19 protein-coding genes are annotated in these 22443 nt (G+C 41.6%); 3 read left to right on the top strand and 16 right to left on the bottom strand.

All coding sequences use genetic code 11. The annotated features are described in order from the left end of the window. Positions 1–410 precede the first annotated feature (410 nt). Together R9C00_17120 and R9C00_17115 are read left to right on the top strand one after the other, a co-directional pair. Positions 411–1574 (top strand): IS4 family transposase, encoded by a 1164-nt coding sequence (locus tag R9C00_17120; protein ID WPO33423.1) that lies wholly within the window; start codon positions 411–413, stop codon positions 1572–1574. 314 nt (positions 1575–1888) lie between these two features. Further along, a complete protein-coding gene (locus R9C00_17115; protein ID WPO33422.1) occupies positions 1889–2302 on the top strand; it encodes a hypothetical protein in 414 nt (137 codons plus the stop codon). A 43-nt stretch (positions 2303–2345) separates the two neighbouring features. Here R9C00_17115 and R9C00_17110 read toward each other — a convergent pair whose 3' ends face one another. The 5 genes from R9C00_17110 to nirB all read right to left on the bottom strand — a co-directional run bounded on the left by R9C00_17110 (position 2346) and on the right by nirB (position 8610). Continuing rightward, entirely contained in the window at positions 2346–3062 is a 717-nt protein-coding gene (locus tag R9C00_17110) for a response regulator transcription factor (protein ID WPO33421.1), read from the bottom strand. Positions 3063–3069: 7 nt separating this feature from the next. After that, a complete protein-coding gene (locus tag R9C00_17105; GenBank protein ID WPO33420.1) occupies positions 3070–4875 on the bottom strand; it encodes a histidine kinase in 1806 nt (601 codons plus the stop codon). Between the two features lie 257 nt (positions 4876–5132). Next, positions 5133–5507, bottom strand: coding sequence for a nitrite reductase small subunit NirD (gene nirD, locus R9C00_17100; protein ID WPO33419.1), 375 nt, complete (start codon positions 5505–5507; stop codon positions 5133–5135). 92 nt (positions 5508–5599) lie between these two features. Next, complete coding sequence (locus R9C00_17095; protein WPO33418.1) at positions 5600–6013, bottom strand: globin family protein; 414 nt, start codon at positions 6011–6013, stop codon at positions 5600–5602. Between the two features lie 104 nt (positions 6014–6117). Next, a complete protein-coding gene (gene nirB / locus R9C00_17090) occupies positions 6118–8610 on the bottom strand; it encodes a nitrite reductase large subunit NirB (protein WPO33417.1) in 2493 nt (830 codons plus the stop codon). A gap of 160 nt (positions 8611–8770) precedes the next feature. On the opposite strand from nirB, the gene cobA reads away from it, so the two are divergent. Next, entirely contained in the window at positions 8771–9556 is a 786-nt protein-coding gene (gene cobA, locus R9C00_17085) for a uroporphyrinogen-III C-methyltransferase (GenBank protein WPO33416.1), read from the top strand. A gap of 193 nt (positions 9557–9749) precedes the next feature. On the opposite strand, the gene R9C00_17080 is transcribed toward cobA, so the two are convergent. The 11 genes from R9C00_17080 to R9C00_17030 form a co-directional block, all read right to left on the bottom strand. Then, a complete protein-coding gene (locus R9C00_17080) occupies positions 9750–9947 on the bottom strand; it encodes a hypothetical protein (GenBank protein WPO33415.1) in 198 nt (65 codons plus the stop codon). 81 nt (positions 9948–10028) lie between these two features. Next, positions 10029–11861 (bottom strand): DEAD/DEAH box helicase, encoded by a 1833-nt coding sequence (locus tag R9C00_17075; GenBank protein WPO33414.1) that lies wholly within the window; start codon positions 11859–11861, stop codon positions 10029–10031. A gap of 266 nt (positions 11862–12127) precedes the next feature. Further along, entirely contained in the window at positions 12128–13249 is a 1122-nt protein-coding gene (locus tag R9C00_17070) for an acyl-CoA desaturase (GenBank protein WPO33413.1), read from the bottom strand. 288 nt (positions 13250–13537) lie between these two features. Then, positions 13538–14002, bottom strand: a complete 465-nt coding sequence (locus tag R9C00_17065; protein ID WPO33412.1) for a copper homeostasis protein CutC — start codon at positions 14000–14002, stop codon at positions 13538–13540. A gap of 132 nt (positions 14003–14134) precedes the next feature. Next, on the bottom strand, positions 14135–15370 hold the full coding sequence (locus R9C00_17060) for a YncE family protein (GenBank protein WPO33411.1): 1236 nt from the start codon (positions 15368–15370) through the stop codon (positions 14135–14137). Positions 15371–15914: 544 nt separating this feature from the next. Next, positions 15915–17984: a helix-hairpin-helix domain-containing protein gene (locus tag R9C00_17055; protein WPO33410.1), complete on the bottom strand. Its 2070-nt coding sequence runs from the start codon at positions 17982–17984 to the stop codon at positions 15915–15917. Further along, positions 17981–18835 carry a hypothetical protein gene (locus tag R9C00_17050; protein WPO33409.1) on the bottom strand — a complete coding sequence of 285 codons (855 nt, stop codon included), beginning with the start codon at positions 18833–18835 and terminating at the stop codon, positions 17981–17983. The genes R9C00_17055 and R9C00_17050 overlap by 4 nt, the downstream gene beginning before the upstream one ends. 155 nt (positions 18836–18990) lie before the next feature. Continuing rightward, positions 18991–19536: an NUDIX hydrolase gene (locus R9C00_17045; protein WPO33408.1), complete on the bottom strand. Its 546-nt coding sequence runs from the start codon at positions 19534–19536 to the stop codon at positions 18991–18993. 167 nt (positions 19537–19703) lie between these two features. Further along, positions 19704–20882 carry a DcaP family trimeric outer membrane transporter gene (locus R9C00_17040; protein ID WPO33407.1) on the bottom strand — a complete coding sequence of 393 codons (1179 nt, stop codon included), beginning with the start codon at positions 20880–20882 and terminating at the stop codon, positions 19704–19706. Between the two features lie 198 nt (positions 20883–21080). Next, positions 21081–21653: a hypothetical protein gene (locus R9C00_17035; GenBank protein ID WPO33406.1), complete on the bottom strand. Its 573-nt coding sequence runs from the start codon at positions 21651–21653 to the stop codon at positions 21081–21083. A 70-nt stretch (positions 21654–21723) separates the two neighbouring features. Then, the gene (locus R9C00_17030) at positions 21724–22416 is read right to left on the bottom strand and encodes a hypothetical protein (GenBank protein ID WPO33405.1); all 693 of its coding nucleotides are present in this window, start codon (positions 22414–22416) and stop codon (positions 21724–21726) included. Positions 22417–22443: the final 27 nt, after the last annotated feature.

The raw sequence follows: 22443 nt of genomic DNA, 5'->3' as shown, positions 1-22443 counted from the left end.
GGAGCACCCAATGGCGCAAGCGTCCCGCTTGTGCCCACAAAGGACCGATATTTCCAAGCAAACACAAACCAAACGACTAACAACAAAAAACACCAATCACTGACCGGCTAGCAAAAAAATAAACCCACTACTCTTATGGTTTATGCAAGGGGATGTGTATAATTTTTTTCATATTTTCGATTTTGCTTTATGACCGCAAAGATGCGGTGGACGAGCTCCAAACAAGGGCTGGATATTTTCAAACAAACAACTAACAACAAAAGAATCCAAACACTAACCAACTCATTGCTGTCCCATTAAAATCCAATAAGACTCTTTTAAATATTTGAAATTTAGTTAGTTGTAGGTGTTTTTCGATTAAACGGATTTCAATTTGCATTTTCGCCATTCATTCCTAAAGAGAATAGCAAATGCATAAGGATAAATACGTTTTCGCTCAGTTAGCATCGTTTCTGGATAGGAATAAGTTTAACTACATCGTTCGTAAGTATGACGGAAACAAATACGTGAAGCATTTCACCTGTTGGAACCAGCTGCTTGCCCTGATGTTTGGGCAATTATCCAATCGTGAAAGCCTGAGAGATCTGATTGTCGCACTTGATGCCCATCATTCCAAATCTTATCATTTGGGTTTGGGCAAGAATGTTTCTAGGTCATCCTTGTCTAGGGCCAACCAGGACAGGGACCATCGCATCTTTGAAGAGTATGCTTACTATCTGGTTGATGAAGCCCGTCAGAAACGGGTTTCTGACATCTTCAAGCTTGACGGCAATGTCTACGCTTTTGACTCTACTACGATTGACTTGTGCCTTTCTGTATTCTGGTGGGCGAAGTTCCGTAAGAAAAAAGGCGGAATCAAAGTGCATACATTATATGATGTAGAGACGCAGATCCCCGCATTCTTTCATATTACAGAAGCTTCTGTACACGATTCTACGGCGATGAAAGAGATTCCTTATGAACCAGGATCTTATTACATATTTGACCGTGCATATAACCACTTCAAGATGTTGTATAAGATTCATCAGATAGGGGCTTTCTTCGTTGTCAGGGCAAAAAAGAACCTCCAATACAAGACAATCAAATGGAAACGGAGGTTGCCCAAGAACGTACTTTCTGATGTTACAGTTGAATTGACTGGTTTTTATCCAAAACAATATTATCCAGGACATCTTCGGCTCGTCAGATATTGGGATGAAGAACAAAAGCGCCAGCTTCTATTCTTGACCAATGCAATGCACATTTCTGCTTTGCAAGTTGCCCAGCTTTATAAAAATCGCTGGCAAGTCGAGTTGTTCTTCAAATGGTTAAAGCAACATCTGAAAATCAAAAAATTCTGGGGTACTACTGAAAATGCGGTCCGTATACAGATCTATGTTGCTATATGCACCTACTGTTTGGTGGCAATTGTCCAGAAAGACATGAAACTTAACAGAAGCACATATGAGGTCTTACAGATATTGAGTATATCATTGACCGATAAAACTCATCTTCGAGACCTCTTCCAGAGAACTAAATTTCAAAATGACAAAGAACGTTTTAGGCTGAATGAGCCAAATTTGTTTAATTATTGATAACGTCCCAATTTTAATGGGACACTAGTGTAACCAACTAGTAAAAAAATAAACTAAACAAACTTCGAAACAAACTAAACGAAATGGACAGAAAAGTCCCCATGTTCCTGTTGCTATTTGCCTTATTCTGGCTGGCGTCCCTGCCCGCCCTTGCCCAGTCGCAAGGCGCGCAGCCCGCATTGCCCAAGCCGCAGCCCCAGCTATTGCCCCTGGCCCCGCCGGCGTTCACGCTACAGAAGAAAAGCGACGACATCGCTCCAAGCGATGTCGTCGCTGGAGACACCACCCGCAAAAAGGGCAAGGTACCGGCAGCGGTGGATAGTATTGGAGCAAACTTGGCAGGAAGCAACCCCATTCCGTCATCCCGCACGGAGCATAGCGCAGATGCGGGATCTCCCACCTACGCGAAGCAATTGCTGAATACTACCCGTCATCCCGTACGCAGCGTAGCGGAGATACGGGATCTCCAGCCTACTCCCCAACAACTGTTGGAAAAGGGGGAGAGCTTGTTGGACAATAGGTTGGAGATTCCTGCGTCCGCAGGAATGACGGAGAAAATAAAAGGGAATAACGGTATTGACAACCCCTTCGCCCAAGAGCTCCTTCCCGACAGCGGGGAAGAACTCTCGGTCGGCGACCTCAGCGCATTGGAGAAAAGCTACCTCGCCCAGATCAAGAAAGCGGGGGGAGAATACCGTTGGGGGTCAACGGGGATCTTAAAAACTTGATGCCTCAGGGTGAATCACCGAGGGTGGGTTAAGTATGTTGAGTTTACACAGGCTCAACTTCAATCAGTTTTTTCAAGCTCGGCTCTTCGTCTACTTTTTTTATCAGGTCTATCACATTGTTGACCTTCATTTTTTTCATGATGTTGAACCTGTGGGTTTCTATGGTTCGGATGCTCTTGTTGAATCTGTCGGCTATTTGCTTGTTGTTTTCCCCTCTGTACAGCAGGCTCAAAATTTGCTTTTCCCTTTTGGTGAGGTCGTAATTGTCGGCAACTGGGGCAGAAGCTGCTGAAGGTCGGGTGGTGGTGGCAGTAGCAGCATTTCCCCCCTTGGTTGCATTGAGGTAATGATTCACGATTACCGAAGAAATATCCCCACTAAAGTATTTTTCACCATTATACACTGACCTCACTGCTTTTATAAACTCAGTTTGGTTGGTGTCTTTCAGCAAATAGCCCGATGCCCCACACTCTACTGATTTGATGATGTATTCCTCGTCGTCGTGCATGGAGAGGATGAGGACCTTGGTGTCGGGGAATTTGTCGCGCATAATTGCGGCGGTTTCTATGCCGTTTTGGTTGGGCATTCGGATGTCCACCACCAGTACGTGAGGCTTCAATTCCTCAACTTTTTGAAGTGCTTCCAAGCCATCCGATGCTTCGCCCACAACTTCTATATCTTCCGAGCTTTGGAGAATCATCTTGATACCATTGCGAATTATTTCATGATCATCTGCTAGAACTACTCGTTTTATGTCCATAACGTTTTTAGTTTATTGGTAAATTTACTTTTATAGTCGTGCCTCTTCCTATTTTGGAGTCTACAGCGAAGCTGCCGTTGAAGAAGCTTGTTCTTTCTTGCATATTAAAAAGGCCGTGCCCAGATTCGGCAAAATACCCATCTCTGTTGAGCCTGTCGTAATCAAAGCCTTTGCCGTTATCCGTTACTTCTATGCTGAGATTGTGGTAATCGTAGGTCATAAGTACGTCAATGTTTTTTGCACTAGCATATTTGATAGCATTGTTAATGGCTTCTTGGACTATTCTGTATAAATGGATTTCTACGTTTTTGTCAAGTCTGTTTATGAAACCGTCCCTATTCTCAAAAATAATGTCGATGCCCATGAGTTTGGAAACCTCGGTGCAGTATTTTTTTATGGCTGGTCCTATCCCGAAATCGCTCAAACTAGAAGGAGTAAGGTTAAAAGAAACTCTTCTTACTTCCCTAATCACATTGGTGAGGAGTTCTTGGATGTTAGAGAGTTGGCTACGCAAGGCTTTGGGGCTGTTGTGCATGAGCGACTCTAGGTTGAGCTGCATGCCGTAAAGCATCTGGCCCACTCCGTCGTGCATATCTCGGGCAATCCTTTTTCGTTCTTCTTCCTGTCCTTCCAAAATCAGTACAGACCTGAATTGCTGTTTTTTTACTTGCTCCTCTATTCGGGCTTTGTTTATTTCTATAGAACGCTCCTTTGCTTCTTTTATGTCAGTTACGTTTGCGCAAGCTACCATGATTTGTTGAGATTGATATTTGGTTTTCCCAACGGGGACAAGGTGGATGTCCAGCCACAGAAAGTCACCTTCTCCTGTAGTTACTTTTATTTCCCCGTTCCATGATCGTTCCCTTGCAACTATTCCTTTTACTTTCTCCACAAAGTCAGGCGAGTACCCTTCGTCAATAAACCACTGGAACACGTTTTTGGGGAATTCCTCTCTACCGCATTCCATCGTTTTCAATGACTTTTCAGGGATAAAAAGCATGTCGCCTTCTCGAGTAGTTCTCATGAAGAGGGTAGGGAGTTCGGGTTCTCCGCCGGTGTCTGCCAATTGTTGGTAAGATTCTTCCAAGGTGTTGTAAAGCACACCGATTTCCCGGGCCATGCTTTTGGCTGTTTTTTCTGAGCGGATCAGTTCTTCTATCGTGCTGCCTACGTTTTTGGCGGTTGGCTTGAAAATGAAAATGATTTCAAATAAGATGATGAGCAAAGAAATGGTGAGCAGGATAAGTTCAGTAGTGCTCAGTGTCCCTACTTTTGCCTTAGCTTCGTCATCGTAAAGGAACACGATTTCATCCATTCCCTTCAAAAAGGCGCTTTCATGTTTTAGGATGTTGTCGATGGCTTCTTGGCACTCGCTGGAGAGGGTCTTCTCGTTTGCATGGTCTAAGAGCGAGTTGGCGCTTTGGAGCATTTGGTTGTACGGAAGAGCTATTTCTTTGAATTTATCTTCTATCACCTGGCTGTTTCCATCGGTGATCCCCATTTCTTCGTTGCCATAGAGCAATGCTTCGTGAGATGTTTTCCAAAGCACGACGGCTTCTTCTAGCTCTTTTTCAGCTGCTGAGTGGCCTTCTGCTTTGGCTAGGCGAAGCTTCAGCGCCAATTTACTTATTTTTTGGCTGAGCATCCGTTGGCGGCCTGCCACATTCACTACGCGGGAGTCATCTTTTTGCCTGCTAATGAAAGTCTGTATGAGGAGCTGGCTACTGATGATAGCAATGGCAATTCCCAACAATGCCAAAATGTAGCGTCTGCCTAGTTTTTCAAATCTATCTCTTGCAATTTCGTTGGTCATCAGAACTGGTAATGATATTTTTTAAGTAAGTAAGAAGCTGGTTGGTAAGTTATCTTACGTATTTAACTTCTTGCCTTCAGGTGAGTTATCGGCAATTTACGTAAGTAGGCTAAGTATTCCAAAAAATGAATAGATGAGTAAAAAAATGGGGGCTTTACTTAAGCCCCCACATGAAAAAAAAATCCCAAAAACTATTTTTGAAGTCTGAACTATACGAAAGTTTATTTTACAACAACCACATTATGAATCTTTATTGATCACTCTTCAAAGCCGACGTATACGTATCCATCTTCTACTTTTACTGGGTAGGTGGCGATAGAATAATCTTCGCCGCTCATGCATTCGCCAGATTTGAGTGAAAATGTTTTTTTATGGTAAGGGCAGGCTACTTTAGGTTCGTCAGCCGAAGAGCCAATCATGCCCCTTGACAAGATCATCTGCATTTTGTGTGGGCATAGGTTTTGGCAAGCAAACCATTCGCCCCTACGGGTAAAGTTGAAAACCGCAATTTGTAATCCTTTGTAAAGCACGCATGAGCCTCCATCTTTGGGGAAAGAGTCAACAGGAGCGGCTTTGAGCCAGATTTTCACATTCTCTTCGCTGGTAGTCTTATATTTTGCAAAATCTATCATGAGTATTTTTAATGCTTTAAAGTGAAATAAAAATCAAGTTGACAGTAGGATAAAGCAGGTGCTTTTGTACCTGCTTTATCTCAAGAAATTAATTACGCAGCCTTGTTCTGAGCTTCGATCATCGCTCCCGAAAGTATGGTATAAGCAGTAACCCAAGCTTTTTTTAGCTCATCGTTCCAAGCATCGCCTAGGCCTTGCTCCAGCGTCCAGATGAGGCATTCGCCTACTACTGCATAGTGGGCAGGTTCGATACCGTATTTGGTATGTCTCACGGCCAGTTGCTGTACTTCGCTAAGTATTTCGTCCAGCTTATCTAGCTTATTGACTACGTACGTAAGCATTGATGTTAATTTTATAGCTTGTGCCTTGGTATCACTGCTGAACATCGGCTTTACCTGTGGTGCTGCCTCAAAGAGGCGTCCGTAAAACATTTCTCCTGCCTGAGTAGCAATTGGCACTACCTTACCCCACGATTCCTTCACCAGTTGAATTTGTGACTCTGTCATGTTACTTGATTTTTGGGAGTGTAAATTTAAATTCATTAGCAGCCTAGTTACTGAGCTGTATGTTAGTAAGATTTTGATAATAAGGTAATTAGATGAATTGGCTTCTACCAAGGAGTAGGTTTCTTTTGCTCTCTCATTTCTTCGAAAGAAATGGTAGGGTCTGGCATTTCGCTGTTGATGAAATGGGTGAACTTGGCCCTTAGCTCAGGGTTTTCTACCACCGCCTTCCATTCACAAGCGTACGTATCAATAATATTTTGCATGTCTTTCTCAAGGTCTTCTGCTATGCCTAAGCTATCGTTCACGACAACCTCTTTCAAGTAGTCAATTCCGCCTTCCAGCTTGTTGAGCCATGGGGCAGTTCGCATCAAAGGCTCTGCTGTTTTGATGTAGAACATCAAGAAGCGGTCGATGTACTTGAGGCATGTTTCGCTGTCGAGATCAGTTGCGAGTAATTGAGCGTGTTGTGGTTTAGCGCCGCCATTTCCACCTACGTAGAGGTTCCAACCTTTATCCGTAGCGATGATGCCAAAGTCTTTGCTTTGGGCTTCGGCGCATTCGCGCACGCAGCCCGAAACGGCACTTTTCAATTTGTGAGGAGAACGTAAGCCTTTGTACCTGTTTTCAACTTCTATGGCAAATGAAACGGCATCTTGCACTCCGTAACGACACCAAGTTGATCCTACACAGCTTTTTACCGTTCTCAATGACTTGCCGTAAGCATGCCCACTTTCAAAACCGGCTTCTATCAATTCTTCCCAGATGTCAGGCAATTGGTCTAGCCTTGCGCCAAATAGATCAATCCGCTGACCACCAGTTACTTTTGTGTAGAGGTTGTATTTCTGTCCAACCCGTGCGATAACGGCAAGCTTGTCGGGAGTGATTTCTCCGCCTGCTATCCTCGGAACTACCGAGTACGTGCCCCCGCGCTGGATGTTTGCCAAAAAGCGATCGTTCGTATCTTGAATAGTGTCTTGCTTGGTGATGAGATCGTTCCAAGCACTTGCCAAAATAGAAGCTACAGCTGGCTTACATTTTTCACAACCATCGCCAGTTCCGTGTGTGTCAAGTACCTCGTTGTATGATTTTAATCCTTTTACTTTTACCAAATCGAAAAGTTCTTGACGAGTGTAGTCAAAATGCTCGCAAAGCGTGTTGCGGACAATTTTGCCGCTTTTTTTCATGGTGTAGGCAATGAGGTCGTTCACCATGGGAACACAGCCGCCACAACCACTACCAGCTCCAGTACATGCTTTTACCTGATCGGCAGTTTCCAAGTCTTGGTCTTCTATAGCCGAGCAAACCGCTCCTTTCGAGACATTTTCACAAGAACAAACTTGCGCTTCGTCGGGTAGGTTTTCTATTCCAGAGCCAGCATCTTCGCCAGCGCCTCTTTTGCCCAAGATCAACTCGGAAGGATCGGGGGGAAGTGCCAAGCCATTTTGTGTGATCTGAAGAAGCATGCCATATTCGGCAGCATCTCCAACCAATACTCCACCCAAGAGGGTTTTGCCGTCCTTGCTTACGTTTATTCTTTTATAAATACCTGAAAAAGGGTTTTCAAATACCACGGGGGTGTGAGGTGTTTTCTCACAGAATGGATCACCAAAGCTTGCCACGTCTACGCCTATCAACTTGAGTTTGGTAGACATGTCGAAGTCTGTAAAAGGCTTAGGCTCAGTTTCTATCAATTGGTTTACTACTTGCTCGGCCATTTCGTAGCCTGGGGCTACCAAACCGTAAACAAACCCATTGTGCAAAGCAGATTCGCCTATGGCATAAATATCATTATCTTCTGTTTTTAGCAAGTCGTTTACCACAATCCCGCCTCTAGAGCCAACCGCCAAACCTGCTTGTTTTGCCAACTCGTCTCTTGGTTTGATACCGCAAGAAACCACTAGCATGTCAACTTCTAAAGAACTTCCGTCAGTAAATACCAATCCGTCCAAGCTTCCGTTCCCAAGGATTTCGGCGGTGTTTTTGTTCATGTGGATAGTAATCCCAAGAGATTCTAATTTCTCTTTCAGTACTTCAGACCCTCTTACGTCGAGTTGCCTTGGCATAAGCCTTGGAGCAAATTCAACTACATGGGTGTCAAGTCCCAAGTCCATCATTGCTTTTGCCGCTTCCAATCCTAAAAGTCCACCACCAAGAACCGCTGCGCTTTTAGATTGCTGTCCATAAGCCGTGATCGCTTCCAAATCTTCGATGGTCCTATAAACAAATACGCCTGCTTTATCCATACCTTTTACAGGAGGGACAAATGGGCTAGAGCCTGTAGCCAATACGAGAGCGTCGTACCTTTCTTCAGTGCCTTTATGACTTCTGATTATCTTATTTTCTCGGTCAATGGCAGTAATGAGCTCACCAGTTTTGAGAGTAATATTATTTTCTTCGTACCATTCCCTAGGTGCCATCGACAATTCATCAGCACTCTTTCCAGCAAAGTATTCGCTAAGATGTACCCTATCATAAGCGGGTCGGGGCTCTTCTCCATATACTATCACTTCAAAGCCTGCCGCTTCTTTGCGTTTACGTAATTTTTCACAGAATTTGTAACCTACCATTCCATTACCTACGATGACAACCTTTTTCATAATGGGTTATTTTTTATTTTAAACAGTTATTATTCAGTACCTTACCACATAAATTTCTAAGAAAACACGAAATATTACTTAGATTAACTACGTAAATTTACGTATTATTTATATTTTTACGCAAATAATCACGTAAAAAACTGTAATTTTTTTTCAGGACATGGACAAAAAGCACGTAAATCCCCGATTGACACTAGTAGGAGCTGGCCCAGGTGATCCAGATTTGATATCTATTAAAGGTGTGAAGGCAATAGCAGCAGCAGATGTTATATTATATGATGCCTTGGCAAATGAAGAATTGCTCAATTATGCTAAAAAAGACTGTATAAAGGTATTTGTAGGTAAAAGAGCAGGGTTTCATCACTTCCAGCAGCGCAAGATCAATAAATTGATTGTAGAGAATGCCTTGCTACACGGGCATGTAGTCCGTTTGAAAGGTGGTGACCCGTTCGTATTTGGCAGGGGGCATGAGGAGGTGGAATACGTAGTCGAGTACGGGATAGAAACTACGGTAGTTCCCGGAATAAGTAGTTCGATGTCGGTACCAGCTTTACAAAATATTCCATTGACCAAGCGAGGTACAAACGAAAGCTTTTGGGTGGTGACAGGTACTACCAGAAATGGGGCTTTTTCCAAAGACTTGCATTTGGCGGCGCAATCAAGCGCTACGGTGATTGTTTTGATGGGAATGAAGCAATTGGAAAAAATAGCTGAGCTTTTCTGTAGTTTACGTGGGAATGATGAGCCTTTTGCGGTGATTCAAAATGGTTCTCGACCAGATGAAAAAGCAGCTTTTGGAATGGCTTCTACTATTATAGAAAATGTAAAGGCTGGAGGGCTTTCTTCGCCGGCTATTATCGTAATAGGGGAGGTGGTAAACGACAGGGCTGTGGTAAATCGGAAATTGGCGGGGTTGAAAGATGCCAGCCAAGATCAAGATATATAATAATAGTTTCTGATCCTGAGAAGAAAGGCTGCTTTATTTTAAATGAGGCAGCCTTTTTCTATTTTCTCCTTATTTGAATAGAAAATGCTTTTGCTGGATTTTTGGCTAAATCCTTTTTTACTTGCCCAGATGACAAAAAAAGGTTGCTACGGAAAACCGTAACAACCTCTGTTTATTTTTGACCTTATTCAATTCAAAAGAAAAGTATTACTTTGAGAATGATCCACATAAAAATACCAATGATGATATCGAAAAGTGGGCGTTCTTTGGTAACTGAACTAAACTCCTTTTTGCCTCCGTAATAGACTATCCATCTCAGAAAGCTAGCAGGAAATTGAATAAGTAATCTGTCTAAAACTAAAATATCTGAGCGTAATCGATATTTTTTCATTTGATCTTAAAGATGTTCCAATTTCAATAAAACGATTTCATTGAAACGAAGCAAGCATTTTTTAGTTTTTCTGATCAAAACCTAGTATTTGCTATTGCTAGAACGTCTTCTTCTGCCGCCACGGTCACCGCCTCCGCTATAGCCTCCGCCACTGCTTCGTCTTCTTCCGCCGCCGCTATATCCACCACGGTCACCGCCTCTATCCCTGGCAGATGGTTTTGGGTTAGAAGGCTCTACGCTCACATCGATGCCATTATAGTTTACACCTTGGAAAGCATCTATGATGTCTTTTTCGTATTGCTTATCAACTTCAAAGAATGAGAATTTCTTCAAAATCTCGATTTTACCAACACCAACTTGGCTTACGCTTGGCTGATCATTGATCAAACCGATAAGGTTTGTAGGAGAGAACTCATCTTTCGATCCTATGTTAATGAAGAACCTTGAGTAGTTGTTGCTTTTTCTGTCGTCTCTGTCAAAGTCACCACCACGGTCTCTACCTCTTCCTCTGTCGTCACGATCTCTTCCTCTATCCCTGTCTCTGCTTCTTCCATCTCTGCCCCTTCCGCGGTCATTGTCTCTTCCTCGTGAAGTTACGTTTAAGTCTGGAGCATCTTCGTAATAGGTAAGGAACCTGTTGAACTCAGCAGAAACAAAATGTTTGATAAGTTCTTCGCGGCTTAGCCATTCCAGCTTTTTGTAGATATCGGGCATGAATTGCTCAATTTGCTCTTCATTCACCTCAATATTTTCAATTTTATCTATAAGGTTGAACAATTGTTTGCTACAAACTTCCTTGCCATTTGGCACTTGTTTATGATCAAACTTTTTGCTCATCATTCTTTCAATCTGCCTAATCCTACCCGTCTCACGAGTATGGATGATGGCAAGTGAAATGCCTTTTTTGCCAGCTCTACCTGTTCTACCACTTCTATGCACGTATGCTTCTGGGTCATCAGGAAGATTAAAGTTGATTACATGTGTAAGGTTGTCAACATCAAGTCCCCTTGCCGCTACGTCTGTAGCAACTAAAAGCTGTAGGTGCTTGATCCTGAACTTATTCATTACTTGTTCACGCTGAGCTTGTGAAAGGTCGCCGTGTAGCGCATCAGCATTGTATCCGTCGTGCACAAGCTTGTTGGCTATTTCCTTAGTTTCTGCACGGGTTCGGCAGAAAACAATTCCATATACATTAGGGTTGATGTCTACCAACCTTTTCAATGCAGGATATTTGTCCCTTGCATTTACCATGTAGTATTCGTGCGTTACGGTATCCGCACCTTCGTTTTTCTTACCAACGGCAATCTCGTCAGGCGTATCCATGTAATTCTTGGCAATACGGCTGATTTCTTTTGGCATAGTAGCCGAGAAAAGCAATGTCTGGCGCTCTTCAGGCATTGCCGAAAGAATGCTGTCAAGCTCGTCTTTAAAGCCCATGTTGAGCATTTCATCAGCTTCGTCCAATACTAAGGTCCTTACCGAAGAAAGGTCAAGCCTTTTTCTCCTGATAAGGTCATTCACCCTACCTGGCGTTCCAACTACTATGTGTCCACCTCTGCGAAGTGCTTTTATTTGCTTATCGATACTATCTCCACCGTACACAGCAACTACATCAAGCCCTTTCATATATTTGGCGAAAGAGTCTAAATCTCTGTAAATCTGAAGACAAAGCTCTCTAGTAGGGCAAAGGACGATAGCTTGTGTGCTATTAAATTCAGTATCCGACAAATGCAATACAGGCAAACCAAAAGCCGCTGTTTTACCAGTACCTGTTTGGGCCAAGGCAATTAGGTCTTTATCTGTATTTAAAAGATGTGGGATTGTTTTTTCTTGTATGGGAGTAGGGCTTTCAAAACCAATTTCACCCAAAGCTTTAAGGATTTCCGGACGTAATCCTGTTTCTTCGAAAGTCATTCTTTATATGTTTAATAAGATTATGGAAATGTCCCCCAACTACGATATTTCTTGTTATAGGGACTTTTATAAAGAGCTTGTTAAACATTTGTGACTTTACCGAAAAGACTACTACTTATTTACCAAACCCTCCTGAAATATTCTGCAAAGATACTATTATCTTTTCCAAAACACCATGAAAGTGAAAAAATCGTCCAAAAACAATAAAAAAAGCCGTTTCAACCTATAAGTTGAAACGGCTTTTTGAAGCTTCTTTAAAAGGGTTTCTAATGTAGTTGTAACCCTTTTAAATGCTTGAGTTCGTTGTTGCCCAAGAGTTTTAACATCTTTCCGTGCTGGTAAAGTGCGCCAGAAAAAGTAGGTACAGAATGGTAAGGGAATCCGTACTCTTTTGCTGTTTGTTCCACTATTCCAGAGATTTTCCTGTAGTGGACATGGCAGATGTTAGGGAATAAATGGTGTTCTACTTGATAATTCAAGCCTCCAACATACCACGAGAATATTTTGTTCTTAGGTGCAAAATTGGTTGTAGTAAGCAATTGGTGGATCGCCCAATAGTTTTCTAAGTTGCCTTTTTCATCAGGAAGTGGGTATTCCGAAGAAGGCATTACGTGTGCCGGTTGGAAGATCATCCCCAAAATTAAACCTGCTACAAAGTGCATCAAGAAGAAGTTGATAAGCGTCATCCACCAAGGTGATGGAAGTACCAATATAGGTATGGCAATTATATATGTATAATAAAGGATTTTGGCTATAGTTACTTTCAATAAAATCATGTTGAAAGACTTGTTATCTCCTTTTATAAATCCTTTTTTCCTATAGCGGATCAATTGTTTGTAATCTTTGGCTACAATCCATCCAAAGGTCATAAGTCCGTAGAAAAACCAAGCATAAAAATGTTGGTATTTATGAACTTTCATCAATGGCTCATGTGGAGAGAACCTCATGAATTTTGGAGGCGAAATATCTTCATCAACACCCGAAACGTTGGTGTAAGTATGGTGGAGCACGTTATGTTGGATTTTCCAGTTGCTGGCATTTCCACCAACTACATCTAGCATCCAGCCCATCAAATTATTGACAGTTTTATTTTTTGAGTAGGCACCATGGTTGGCATCATGCATAATAGACAAACCAATACCTGCCATGCCAACGCCCATAGCAAGCCACATAGCCGTGATAGCCCATGGGCTAGTCACAACGCCGAGTACCATTATAAAATAAGGTACGAAGAACATCGAGATCATTGCGATCGATTTCAGCACCATTTCGGAATTTCCATACCGGGATATGTTGTTTTCCTTAAAGTAATCTCTTACTCGGGATTTTAATGTTTTTACAAATTCCGAACTAGCTTCGTTCGGAAACTTTACATCTTTATGATTCATGTTCTTTGTTTATGTTGTTTCTTTAAAAGATCCTTTTTAAAAAAGTAAGTGTGTCTTATAGCTTGAGGATAATAGAGGTAATTTAATAGATTAAATTAGGGCTATACTATCAGGAGAATTCATCCATTAGGTATCGATATGAGGAAAAAGGTTATAATCGATTCAAAAATACCGAATAATTGTTAACCAAATATAATAATCAACAATAAAATTATTACTTGTTTTGCTTAAAACCTACATACTAACTATTTATTGTATTTTTATTTGAGCAACATTTGCACCTAAAAGTCACAATTGCCCAACTATTTTCCTTTCATGGAAAACAGTGGTATGAATAAGGGAAGCCACCTGTTTAATATTATTGTTTGTTATTTTTCCGGCAGCTATAATAGCTATTTTACCCTCAGATAGCTTCGATAGTTTGTTAAGGACTTCATGGTCTTCCATGGCTGTGGGCATCAATACACTTGTGATGTTTTCTATTTCTAAAAGATCCTTTAAGTCTTCCAAAGGTTGGGGCGAAAGGTCAATGGCTTTGTGGATGGTTATTTTCTGGGGATAAGCTTTTTTACATAAAAGACGGATATCTTCTATATTGAGCCTGCCGTTTGGCTTGGAAACTCCAAGTACCAGTTCTTTTAATGGAAATTGTTGAGAAAACTTGATCTCTTTCATCATTTCTTCAAGTTCTTGTTTGGTATAAATAAAGTTTCCACCCTGAGGGCGACTATTGCTTTTACAAGGATAGAACAAGCGTCTAGTGTTTGGGAAATGAGAGGGGAAAGTCCGTCGAGATCGAGCCTGCTATTCCAGTTGATCAGCTCCTAGGTTTTCAGCCTTGGGGGCTTCTTCTTTAGTCTCTACACAAGTTTCAAGAATATAAGCTCAGGCTTCTGCTTCATAGGTGACTTTAAATGTGAAAATATTGATGGTTCCAGCCGAATAGTTGCAACACCACACTTCGCACATGTCTCCATTTTGGAACACCGCCGCACCGACAGGTTTTCCCTTCGATTCCCAACTTCCAAGCAACGTAAGGTCTTTGGCGGAAAAAATTTGAATATGCTCAGCTGAATAGCAAGTTGCTATGATCATGGTGCTATCTCCAGAAAAGGTGATAGTCCTAGGGTCGTCCATCGTAGTTGCTTCTTGTTCGGCTTTCAAGTTTTGAAGAGAGATTTTGACCAGTTTTTCGGGGCTGGAGAGCGAAGCGTACAAATATTCATCGTCAATTATTAGGTGCCGAGGTGTTGCACCTCTTCTTATGTTTTGAACGACCTTTAGTTTTTCATGGTTAATCACACTTATTTTCCCACTGCCCATGCCTGCTACATAAACTTTATTCCCCGAACTTGGGACGGCAAGCCCACGAGGTACACCACCTGTACGAATGTTTTTGACCAACTTCCACTCATCATGCAGCAATGAACTGATGTCCACTACGCTGACCGAATTGCTGTGCCAGTTGGTCACGAATAGTTTTTTCCCATCAGGGGATTTTGCAATGACCTTAGGTGTTTTTTCAGTTTCTATGAAGGGGAGAAATACAGAAGACTTTTTGTCACCGGCTATTACCATCGCTTTTTTATGGGGCATTTCTGGGCGGATCATATCTTGCTCTTTTAGATTCCAGGCAACTACGCCACCGGCATTGTGAAGCGAGACCCAAAGGTATTTTCCATCGTGGGAAAGGCATCCTTCTACAGGCTTTTCTGCAAATGAATTATTGAACCACTTTTTTTTTATATAATCGAAGCCCTTTGCTTTGGTAGGTTCAAATTTAAGTGCCCTATTGAGTTTTCTCGATTTCCTGTCAAATTCAAAAATACTCATCCCTTCTAGGTTGAAGGCATACACATGCTCTCCCTTTTTGTCCATGAGTAAGGATTTTACCCCTCTGGCAGCAGAGATTTTCTCTATTTTTTGCAGCTCGATACTCACGGGAGACCGCTTTACCTCATTTACTTTTTTAGGCTGTGGCTCTATTGCGGGAGGAGCTTCTTGGGTAGGCGCAGAGTTTACTTCTGGAAAGTCAATAGCATCTTTAACCATCACCCCAAAAATAAAGAGAATGTCCAGTATAAGTAGGATGAGCAATATTCTTATGACAATTTTACGCATTAAATGTTCTTCAGAAAAATCAGGTAAAAGCTGGTTTTTATTACAAAATCAATTAAGTACCTTATAAACTAAGTTTTCGTATGTATTTGTAAGCTGTTTATCAATTCAAAATAGTCGCTGATTGTGGCTAGTTACTGGTTGCTCGTTGCTAGTTTTTTTAGTAATGCTCATTCAATTGATGAAAATCGTAGCGGCGAACCGTCAGTAACCAGTAACTAGTAACCATCAGCAGGGTTCAAAAATCAACATAATGAAGACTATTAAAACATTCGGTTATTTAGTTTACAGTGTATTAAGTATCTGGATATAAGAAAGCGTATATTTGGACGAGGTTATTTTTTCGTTAGGCGAGCGGTTCCCCGCCGAGACAAAAAATTCTTATGTAGCCTAGCTACGGAATGATTTTTTAACGAAGCATAGCGGAAAAAGAAACAGTCCAAAATTCACGATTTTTTGTATTTAGGTACTTAAAGGTTGTAAAAAATATCACATTTAACAAGGGATTGAATTCAATTCGTGGCTGGGACAAGTCAATGAGTAGGACTTATAACTTTACTTTTACTTGGAATTTGACATCAGGGTGGATATTTCCTTCAATCGCATCTGCCCCCGTACCTTTTTCGTATTGTTCGGTATAATGAGTGATAGCGAACCTGCCCCAAAAGTCGATGTTGTGGGTAAGTTCCCAGTGGAAAATAAGATAAGAACGAGTGCCTTTTCCAGAGTAAGCAGGTACGGAAAAAGAGTAAAGCACATCCTTTTCGTAGACGTATTGCCTTGTATCAAAATCAGTATCGAAAATAGCGAAGCGTGTTCCTAAGCTCCACTTTTCTCGGGCATAGCTGAAGTCTTGAAAAAGTGTGGTGCCCATGCTGGATGCGCCATGTGTGAACTTGCTCATTTGGAGGCGAGAGCGCATTTTTAAGTATTGGTTGGCGGTATAATCAGCATTCAGTCTATACTGGACAAACTTAGTTTGTTTTACCAGATCGATGTTCAAGCTATCAGCTCGAAAGTTGAGCCCTTTGCTGCGGTAATTGATTTGGGCATACCACATCAGCCAACCTTTAGGCTTGTGCTTTACCCGGAGCATCGCACCCTCACCACCCGAAGGGGCATCCACTCGGAACTTCAGCCATGGAAAACGATACTTATCGAAAAAGGCCGCCAACTCCCATCCTTTTACAGGTTTAGCCTTCAGTCCTATGAATACGCCAGATTCGTTGTTGTTTCTTGTATTTTCACCAAATGCTCCACCGTAGAGGCTGGTAAATTCTTTGGAATACGATCGGTGGACGAAAGACATGGAAACTTCGGGAGCGAGCTTTGTTGAAAAGCCATTGATGAAGCCAAAACCATCTTTGCCCGAAGTGGCTACTTCTCCAAAAAAAGAAAAGTTTTGCCACCTAAACTTATAGTATCCACTAGCGGCAAGCAGTTCTTTCCCTCTAAAGTTGAACAGGTTATAGTCTTTGAGTGGTAATTGGATTGGATGTTCAAAATGGGTTTTTACCATGGAAGACCCAAGTTCGAATGGCCCATTTTTGTAGCGTAAATCTGCACCAAAAACCTGCTCGCCAAATACTTTTTTCTTTTGATATTCACTTTCTTTCCGGTGCAAACCATTCGTTGGAAGACTTACAGCAATTAGCTTACCTTCCTCGTTTGTTTCTAGTCCAGCGTCTAGCTTTCGGTTGGAATAAAAAGTAGAGAAAAAAAGCTTGTTCAGCGGTTGCAACGTAATAGCAACTCCTCTAAAAAAGCCCGTTTCCATAGCCGAAGTGAAGGGGGAAATACCTGTAGAATATCGGTTGACAGCTTTTACGGGTTCGTTACTGCCTAAGTGAAAACCTGAGGTAAAGAGCAAACCTTGTCCACTTTGGAATTGGTAGTCGCCCACAATGAAACTTTTGATTTTCCCTCGGTTATAAATGCCGGCATGAAAAGAGTAAAAATCGGGTAGCCCTTTGTCTTTTCCTTCCTTTAGCAGAAACCTTTCGCCAGGGTCTTTATCCAAAGTCAGTCCAAAGCTATAATCTCCAGCTCGCCTAAGTTGGTAGCGGAAATACGTTCGAGCAGGGCTGCCAGCATAGATTTTTGGGGTAGAGTCTTGTTGGAAAAAACCCGTAGGCAGGTTAAGGGATTGGGAGTATCGGACTATGATGAAATGCTTATCGGGTTTTGTTAGCCTTTTCAAAAAAGGATCTTTGTAGCCTAAGGCTTTTCTTGTGTCCACTTCCACGTATGGGAGCAAACGTTTGATAGTGGAAGAGTCAAAGCCTTTTATCGCCTGAAGCTCATAAATGCTTAGCAATAAGCCTTGGTATTTCTTATAATCCAAAAAATGTTGGATTTGCTCCTCGGAAAGAATATAAAGTAAGGCAAGTTCATCGGCTGTGGCAGAATTTAGGTCGAGTGGGTTTTTGAGATACTGATCATAAGCTTCAAAAGTTCCGGTGGAGATTTGTTCATCATCAGAAGAAAATAACCCTTCTTGCAAAGATTCTTCTGGAGCTGTAATGTCTTCTATTTGGGAAAAAGCTTGAAAAGGATTGGTGATGAATACCAGCCATCCGACTAGAAAAAGGCGATATGTTTTCCAGCCCCGTTTCACTGTTTTTTAATAACCTTTTTTCGATGGGTTAGCAAATAGCTGAGGGAAAGTTCGCTCGAAGCTCCAAGGTGTGAATGGTGTGCATATGCATAATCTATGGTCAAGTTTTTTAGCTCCAAGCCCAAACCGAAATAGTTTTGTTTGCTGGGGATGTTTGCGCCTGCTCGGAGTCGAAGCAGTTCAATCACTTTGTATTCCAAACCTGCTTTGAGTAGGGGAGAGTACTCCAAATCCTTTTCAATTTCCATATTCAAATACAGCTTTTCGGCAGCTTTGTAAGCTATACCCAATTGAACTCTTGTAGGAATTCGCTCTTTGTACTCATTTGTAATGCTAGCCTGGGTCAAATTGAACAAGTGTGCCCCTAAATAAACCTTGTCGCTTAGTTTGGTTATCACGCCAAATTCAACATAAGGAACGGTGATACTTCCTAACCCCAACTGATTGATTTGAAGAAAATTTGCTTTGAGACCAAGCTGAACAACTCCAAGCTGATGGGCGAGGGCAAGCCCCGCGATTTGCTCACTGTAGACTTTGTCTCCCAACTTCTTGACCTGGATTCCCACTACAAGTTCTTTAACAGGAACGCTTACTCCTGCGGCAAGGGTAGTGAAAGCAGAAAGTCCGTAAAGCTCTTGGTAGCTGCTGGTAAAAGCGATGGATTTGAGCCTAGCCATGCCTGCAATATTGCTATGCAGCGACCATTCATCACTTTTGTTCAGTCCAGTATTTCCCCGCCCTCGGTAAGCTGCTCCATTTGCCAAATCCCAAACTTGGGCATGAGATAGTTGAATTCCCGAGCAGAAAAGAAGAAGGCAGAGGAAGTGCCTATATGGATAAATTGTTTTCACTTAAAAACATGAATTTATTGAAAATCAACTCTGTACAACTCAAGGCTGTAGTTTGTTCTCAACAAAGCTTTTAAGGATTTAGTATGATCGGTAAAATTATGAGGGTGTTAGAAATGAATGGGTTATGTATTTTTTTAGTTCAATAAATAAAAGAGTTACAGACCTAAGATGTGTCCTGCTTTCAATATTCCACACACACTAATGGCATCGGTGATTTCTCCATCTAATGTCATCTGATACACTACTTTAAAGGGAAGTTTTTTGATTTGCAAATCTTCGGTTTCGTCAAACTCGGTTTCCCCTTGGCTAAGCTCCTCTGCCAAGAAGACAAACCCTGTTTCATCTGTAACGGAATTGGATGTATGCACTTTCATCAACTCGGTCCATTTTCCCGCTGTCAAACCTGTTTCTTCCTTCAATTCACGCATAGCTGACTGCAAAGCCGTGTCGGATTTAGTCCCACCCCCCATCGGGATTTCCCAAGAGTATTCTTCCAAAGGATAACGGTACTGACCTACCAACCAAGTGTTTTGGTTTTCGTCCAAAGGAATGATGCCAATGGCCAAGTTCTTCATACTCACCAACCCATAAATTCCTTTGCCCCCTCTAGGGTTAATTACCTGATGTTCCGATACATGGATCCAGGCGTTGTCATAAATTTCTTTTTCCGAAAGGGTTTTCCAAGGGTTTTCTTTTTTCATCTTAATAAAAACTATCGTGTAAGGAATGTACTAAGAATTCATGTTTTTTATGAATCCAAACTTCGGGAAAAGAAGCCCAATCCTCAAAACTATTTTGGCTTTTGCCTAAAAAAACGGTCACTTTGGAATAGCCCAAAGTGACCGTTTTGTCAAAAAAGAAATGGTTTTTACTTTTCAAAAACATGTTTGAAGTTGTCGTAGCCAAAAATGTACTTAGCTGAAAACTGGATTCTATCAAAGCTTCCCGAATCTCCATTTTCAATCTCCCTATACCCGTGAGAAAACTCCGCCCCAAACCAAAGATCTTTGGTCGGTCTATACTTCAGATTAACAGATCCGCTGTAGGCTGTTTTGTTGGCATCTAGCCCAGTCAGCAGCGGATCGTTGTTAGCTTCAAAATAAGAAAAGCTTGCGCTGGAGCAAAACTTGGGTGCCCAATAATGGTTATAGGCTATATAGCCGTTGATCGTTTCTATATTTTTAATTTCCTTATCGCTTACTGTGCTGGAAGCTGAGAGACCAAGCCCTACGTAGCGACCTAAGCCTGAACCGTAAGTAGCTACTATTCTGATGTCATCGCCTTTGCTTCCCACATTTATTTTACCTCCTGTGGTAAGTCCATAACCAAAGCAATTACTTGTTTTGGAACTATCTACGCTGCAAAGTTGGCGGCCAATGGCTGCGACACTCCAACTGCCCCATTTCCCACTAAAGTTCTTTCTGGCTGTAAAGTCGGGTAGGGTAAAAGCATTGCTTTTTGCTATGCCTGGGCTTTCGGCGTATTTAATAGTTGTTTCTGGGTTTTCTAGTGAAAAAGCCCATGACCCTTTGGTAACTCGCACCATCGGTTGCCTTACGAATACAACACCTTCCGATGCCCCAATGAAATCTAATTCTTCAGGAACCATTACTATCATGAAGTTGGACCAAGTCTGTCCCACTAAAATATTGTTCCATTCAAAATAGAAATGCCTAAGGCGAGGAGCGTAAGAGTTGCTGACATTGGTGTTGCCTTGGGCAGAGAGCATAAAATCCATTTCAAAAAATGCTCTTACAGGCTTTCCAAACTTATCGCTGCGGATATCTACATTAAATCTAGACTCTTTTACATGGAAATCCCCATAGGAATTCACATTGGTGGCGCCTATTGGGATTTGTCCTGGCACGTGAAAGTCACGGATGAGTGCGCCTTCTTTCACTTCTCCATTGTAAAATTTAGTGACTAGGTAGTCGGCTTTTACGTAGCCTCCAAGCTTGAAGGTAGTCGTCGGTTGGGCTTCTTGCTCTTGGGCAGATACGAGAGTGGTGGAGATTAATGTAAAAAATAAGACTAGAGCCTTCTTCATCTGTCAAAAAAAGTAAGTTTCTGAATAGGTAAAGGACTATTTCCTTGTGCCATATAACTACTTCAAAAGTCAGACTCGATCAATTACCTTCCAATGATGGGTATCATATAAATACATGATATGTAATACCAAAAAAAGTGGGAAGAAAGCCTTGACTTTCTTCCCACTGTATATTATTTCTTGAAGATTTACTCTTTTTTACTCTTCTCCAATGTCAAAGGTTGCACCAATGGTGAGCATGGAAATTTTACTTGAAGACTTGATGTCAAGGGATTCGAACTCAGCTCTTATTCCCAGTGTTCCAAGTTTGACTCCAGCGCCCAAGCCCCATAAGAAATTAGTACTGTTCTCCGTGGTGGTGGTAGGGGTAAAGCCTCCTATCATATTTTCTTCTTTGGCAAAAAAAGCTCCAGCCTTCCCAAACGCAAATATAGGACCTATGTTGATCTTGCCTCTAGCTGCAACGTCCCAACCAGAAATTTTGGATGATAAGTTAATTCCCGAGTCTTCGTCTTTCACTTCTCCTAAGTTGCGGTAGCCTCCTTCAGCCCCTAAGAAGTCTTTCCCAAACCCACCATAGATTTTGTAGGCCAATGAGTTGGACTTGAGCTTGTAGTTATCCAAGTTGACATCCTTCAATTCTTTGTTGACGAAAGAATTGCCAATATTTCCTCCAATGTAAAATTGGGAGAAAGCATCTATAGAAGTAAAACAAATAAACAAAAGAGTTGCGATAAAAGCAGTGTTTTTCATAAACTTTAAATTTCTCATAAATGAAATACAAGTTGGTTTGAGGTGTAAAGACAATTATGGGAATAGATACGACAAACACCGCTGTAGGTTACTTATAATTGAAAGTTACCCAATTGTAAGCACCTACTTTCCATGTACCATCTTTTTTGCCGCCAGCCAACATAGAAACGATTGAGCTTGTATGTATCTGCCTATCATTGGAATACACGCGAATATTGAACTTATAACTTGTTACAAATATTTGTCCTTTTACTTCTGTATAAAGAAAATCAGTTTGCCCAAAAGATACACTGATGTTTTCTTCTGCGGCTATCAGGTCTTTCAAATGCTGTTCAAAATCTTTGTAAGTATTTTTCTGTACCGAGGGAATGTTTTCTGTATTGATTCGGATGGAACCAGTGGTGTATTTTGGTAAAAAGTATTGGAGAACGTCGTTAGTATTTTGGGTTTTAAACATGGATTCCCATCCTCTATGAATGTTATTTACTAAAGTTTCAATATCATTTTCATCTTGCGAACTGGCTTTATATCCCTTAGGAGCAATGCCCTTTGCTTTTTCCAGTTCATTGGTAAGATCGTTGACCACAGTAATCAGACTGTCCGATGTTTTTGTAGCTGCTTTAAGCTCTGCCAAAGTAGCTTGTTGTTCATCGCTTAAGGTCGAGACCTCTTGTTTCAGATTTTCGATTTTTTGGAGTGCATCCTTGTCTTCGCAACCAAATAAAATGACCGCAAGTATGATAAAAAGTGTTGGATTCAAATAGTGTATAAGTTTTTTCATTGGATTGATGTGTTAAAAACTGTTGAA

The organism is Flammeovirgaceae bacterium SG7u.111, from assembly GCA_034044135.1.
In the GTDB taxonomy this organism is placed as follows: domain Bacteria; phylum Bacteroidota; class Bacteroidia; order Cytophagales; family Flammeovirgaceae.
Note: the sequence above shows the minus strand (reverse complement) of the source record. Positions and strands in the feature narration are given on the sequence as shown.

Bases quoted from the DNA above. Each gene is read 5' to 3' on its own strand.
- R9C00_17120 (WPO33423.1), top strand. From the start codon at position 411: ATGCATAAGGATAAATACGTTTTCGCTCAGTTAGCATCGTTTCTGGAT.
- R9C00_17110 (WPO33421.1), bottom strand. From the start codon at position 3,062: ATGGACATAAAACGAGTAGTTCTAGCAGATGATCATGAAATAATTCGC.
- R9C00_17105 (WPO33420.1), bottom strand. From the start codon at position 4,875: ATGACCAACGAAATTGCAAGAGATAGATTTGAAAAACTAGGCAGACGC.
- nirD (WPO33419.1), bottom strand. From the start codon at position 5,507: ATGATAGATTTTGCAAAATATAAGACTACCAGCGAAGAGAATGTGAAA.
- R9C00_17095 (WPO33418.1), bottom strand. From the start codon at position 6,013: ATGACAGAGTCACAAATTCAACTGGTGAAGGAATCGTGGGGTAAGGTA.
- nirB (WPO33417.1), bottom strand. From the start codon at position 8,610: ATGAAAAAGGTTGTCATCGTAGGTAATGGAATGGTAGGTTACAAATTC.
- cobA (WPO33416.1), top strand. From the start codon at position 8,771: ATGGACAAAAAGCACGTAAATCCCCGATTGACACTAGTAGGAGCTGGC.
- R9C00_17080 (WPO33415.1), bottom strand. From the start codon at position 9,947: ATGAAAAAATATCGATTACGCTCAGATATTTTAGTTTTAGACAGATTA.
- R9C00_17075 (WPO33414.1), bottom strand. From the start codon at position 11,861: ATGACTTTCGAAGAAACAGGATTACGTCCGGAAATCCTTAAAGCTTTG.
- R9C00_17070 (WPO33413.1), bottom strand. From the start codon at position 13,249: ATGAATCATAAAGATGTAAAGTTTCCGAACGAAGCTAGTTCGGAATTT.
- R9C00_17060 (WPO33411.1), bottom strand. From the start codon at position 15,370: ATGCGTAAAATTGTCATAAGAATATTGCTCATCCTACTTATACTGGAC.
- R9C00_17045 (WPO33408.1), bottom strand. From the start codon at position 19,536: ATGAAAAAAGAAAACCCTTGGAAAACCCTTTCGGAAAAAGAAATTTAT.
- R9C00_17040 (WPO33407.1), bottom strand. From the start codon at position 20,882: ATGAAGAAGGCTCTAGTCTTATTTTTTACATTAATCTCCACCACTCTC.
- R9C00_17035 (WPO33406.1), bottom strand. From the start codon at position 21,653: ATGAGAAATTTAAAGTTTATGAAAAACACTGCTTTTATCGCAACTCTT.
- R9C00_17030 (WPO33405.1), bottom strand. From the start codon at position 22,416: ATGAAAAAACTTATACACTATTTGAATCCAACACTTTTTATCATACTT.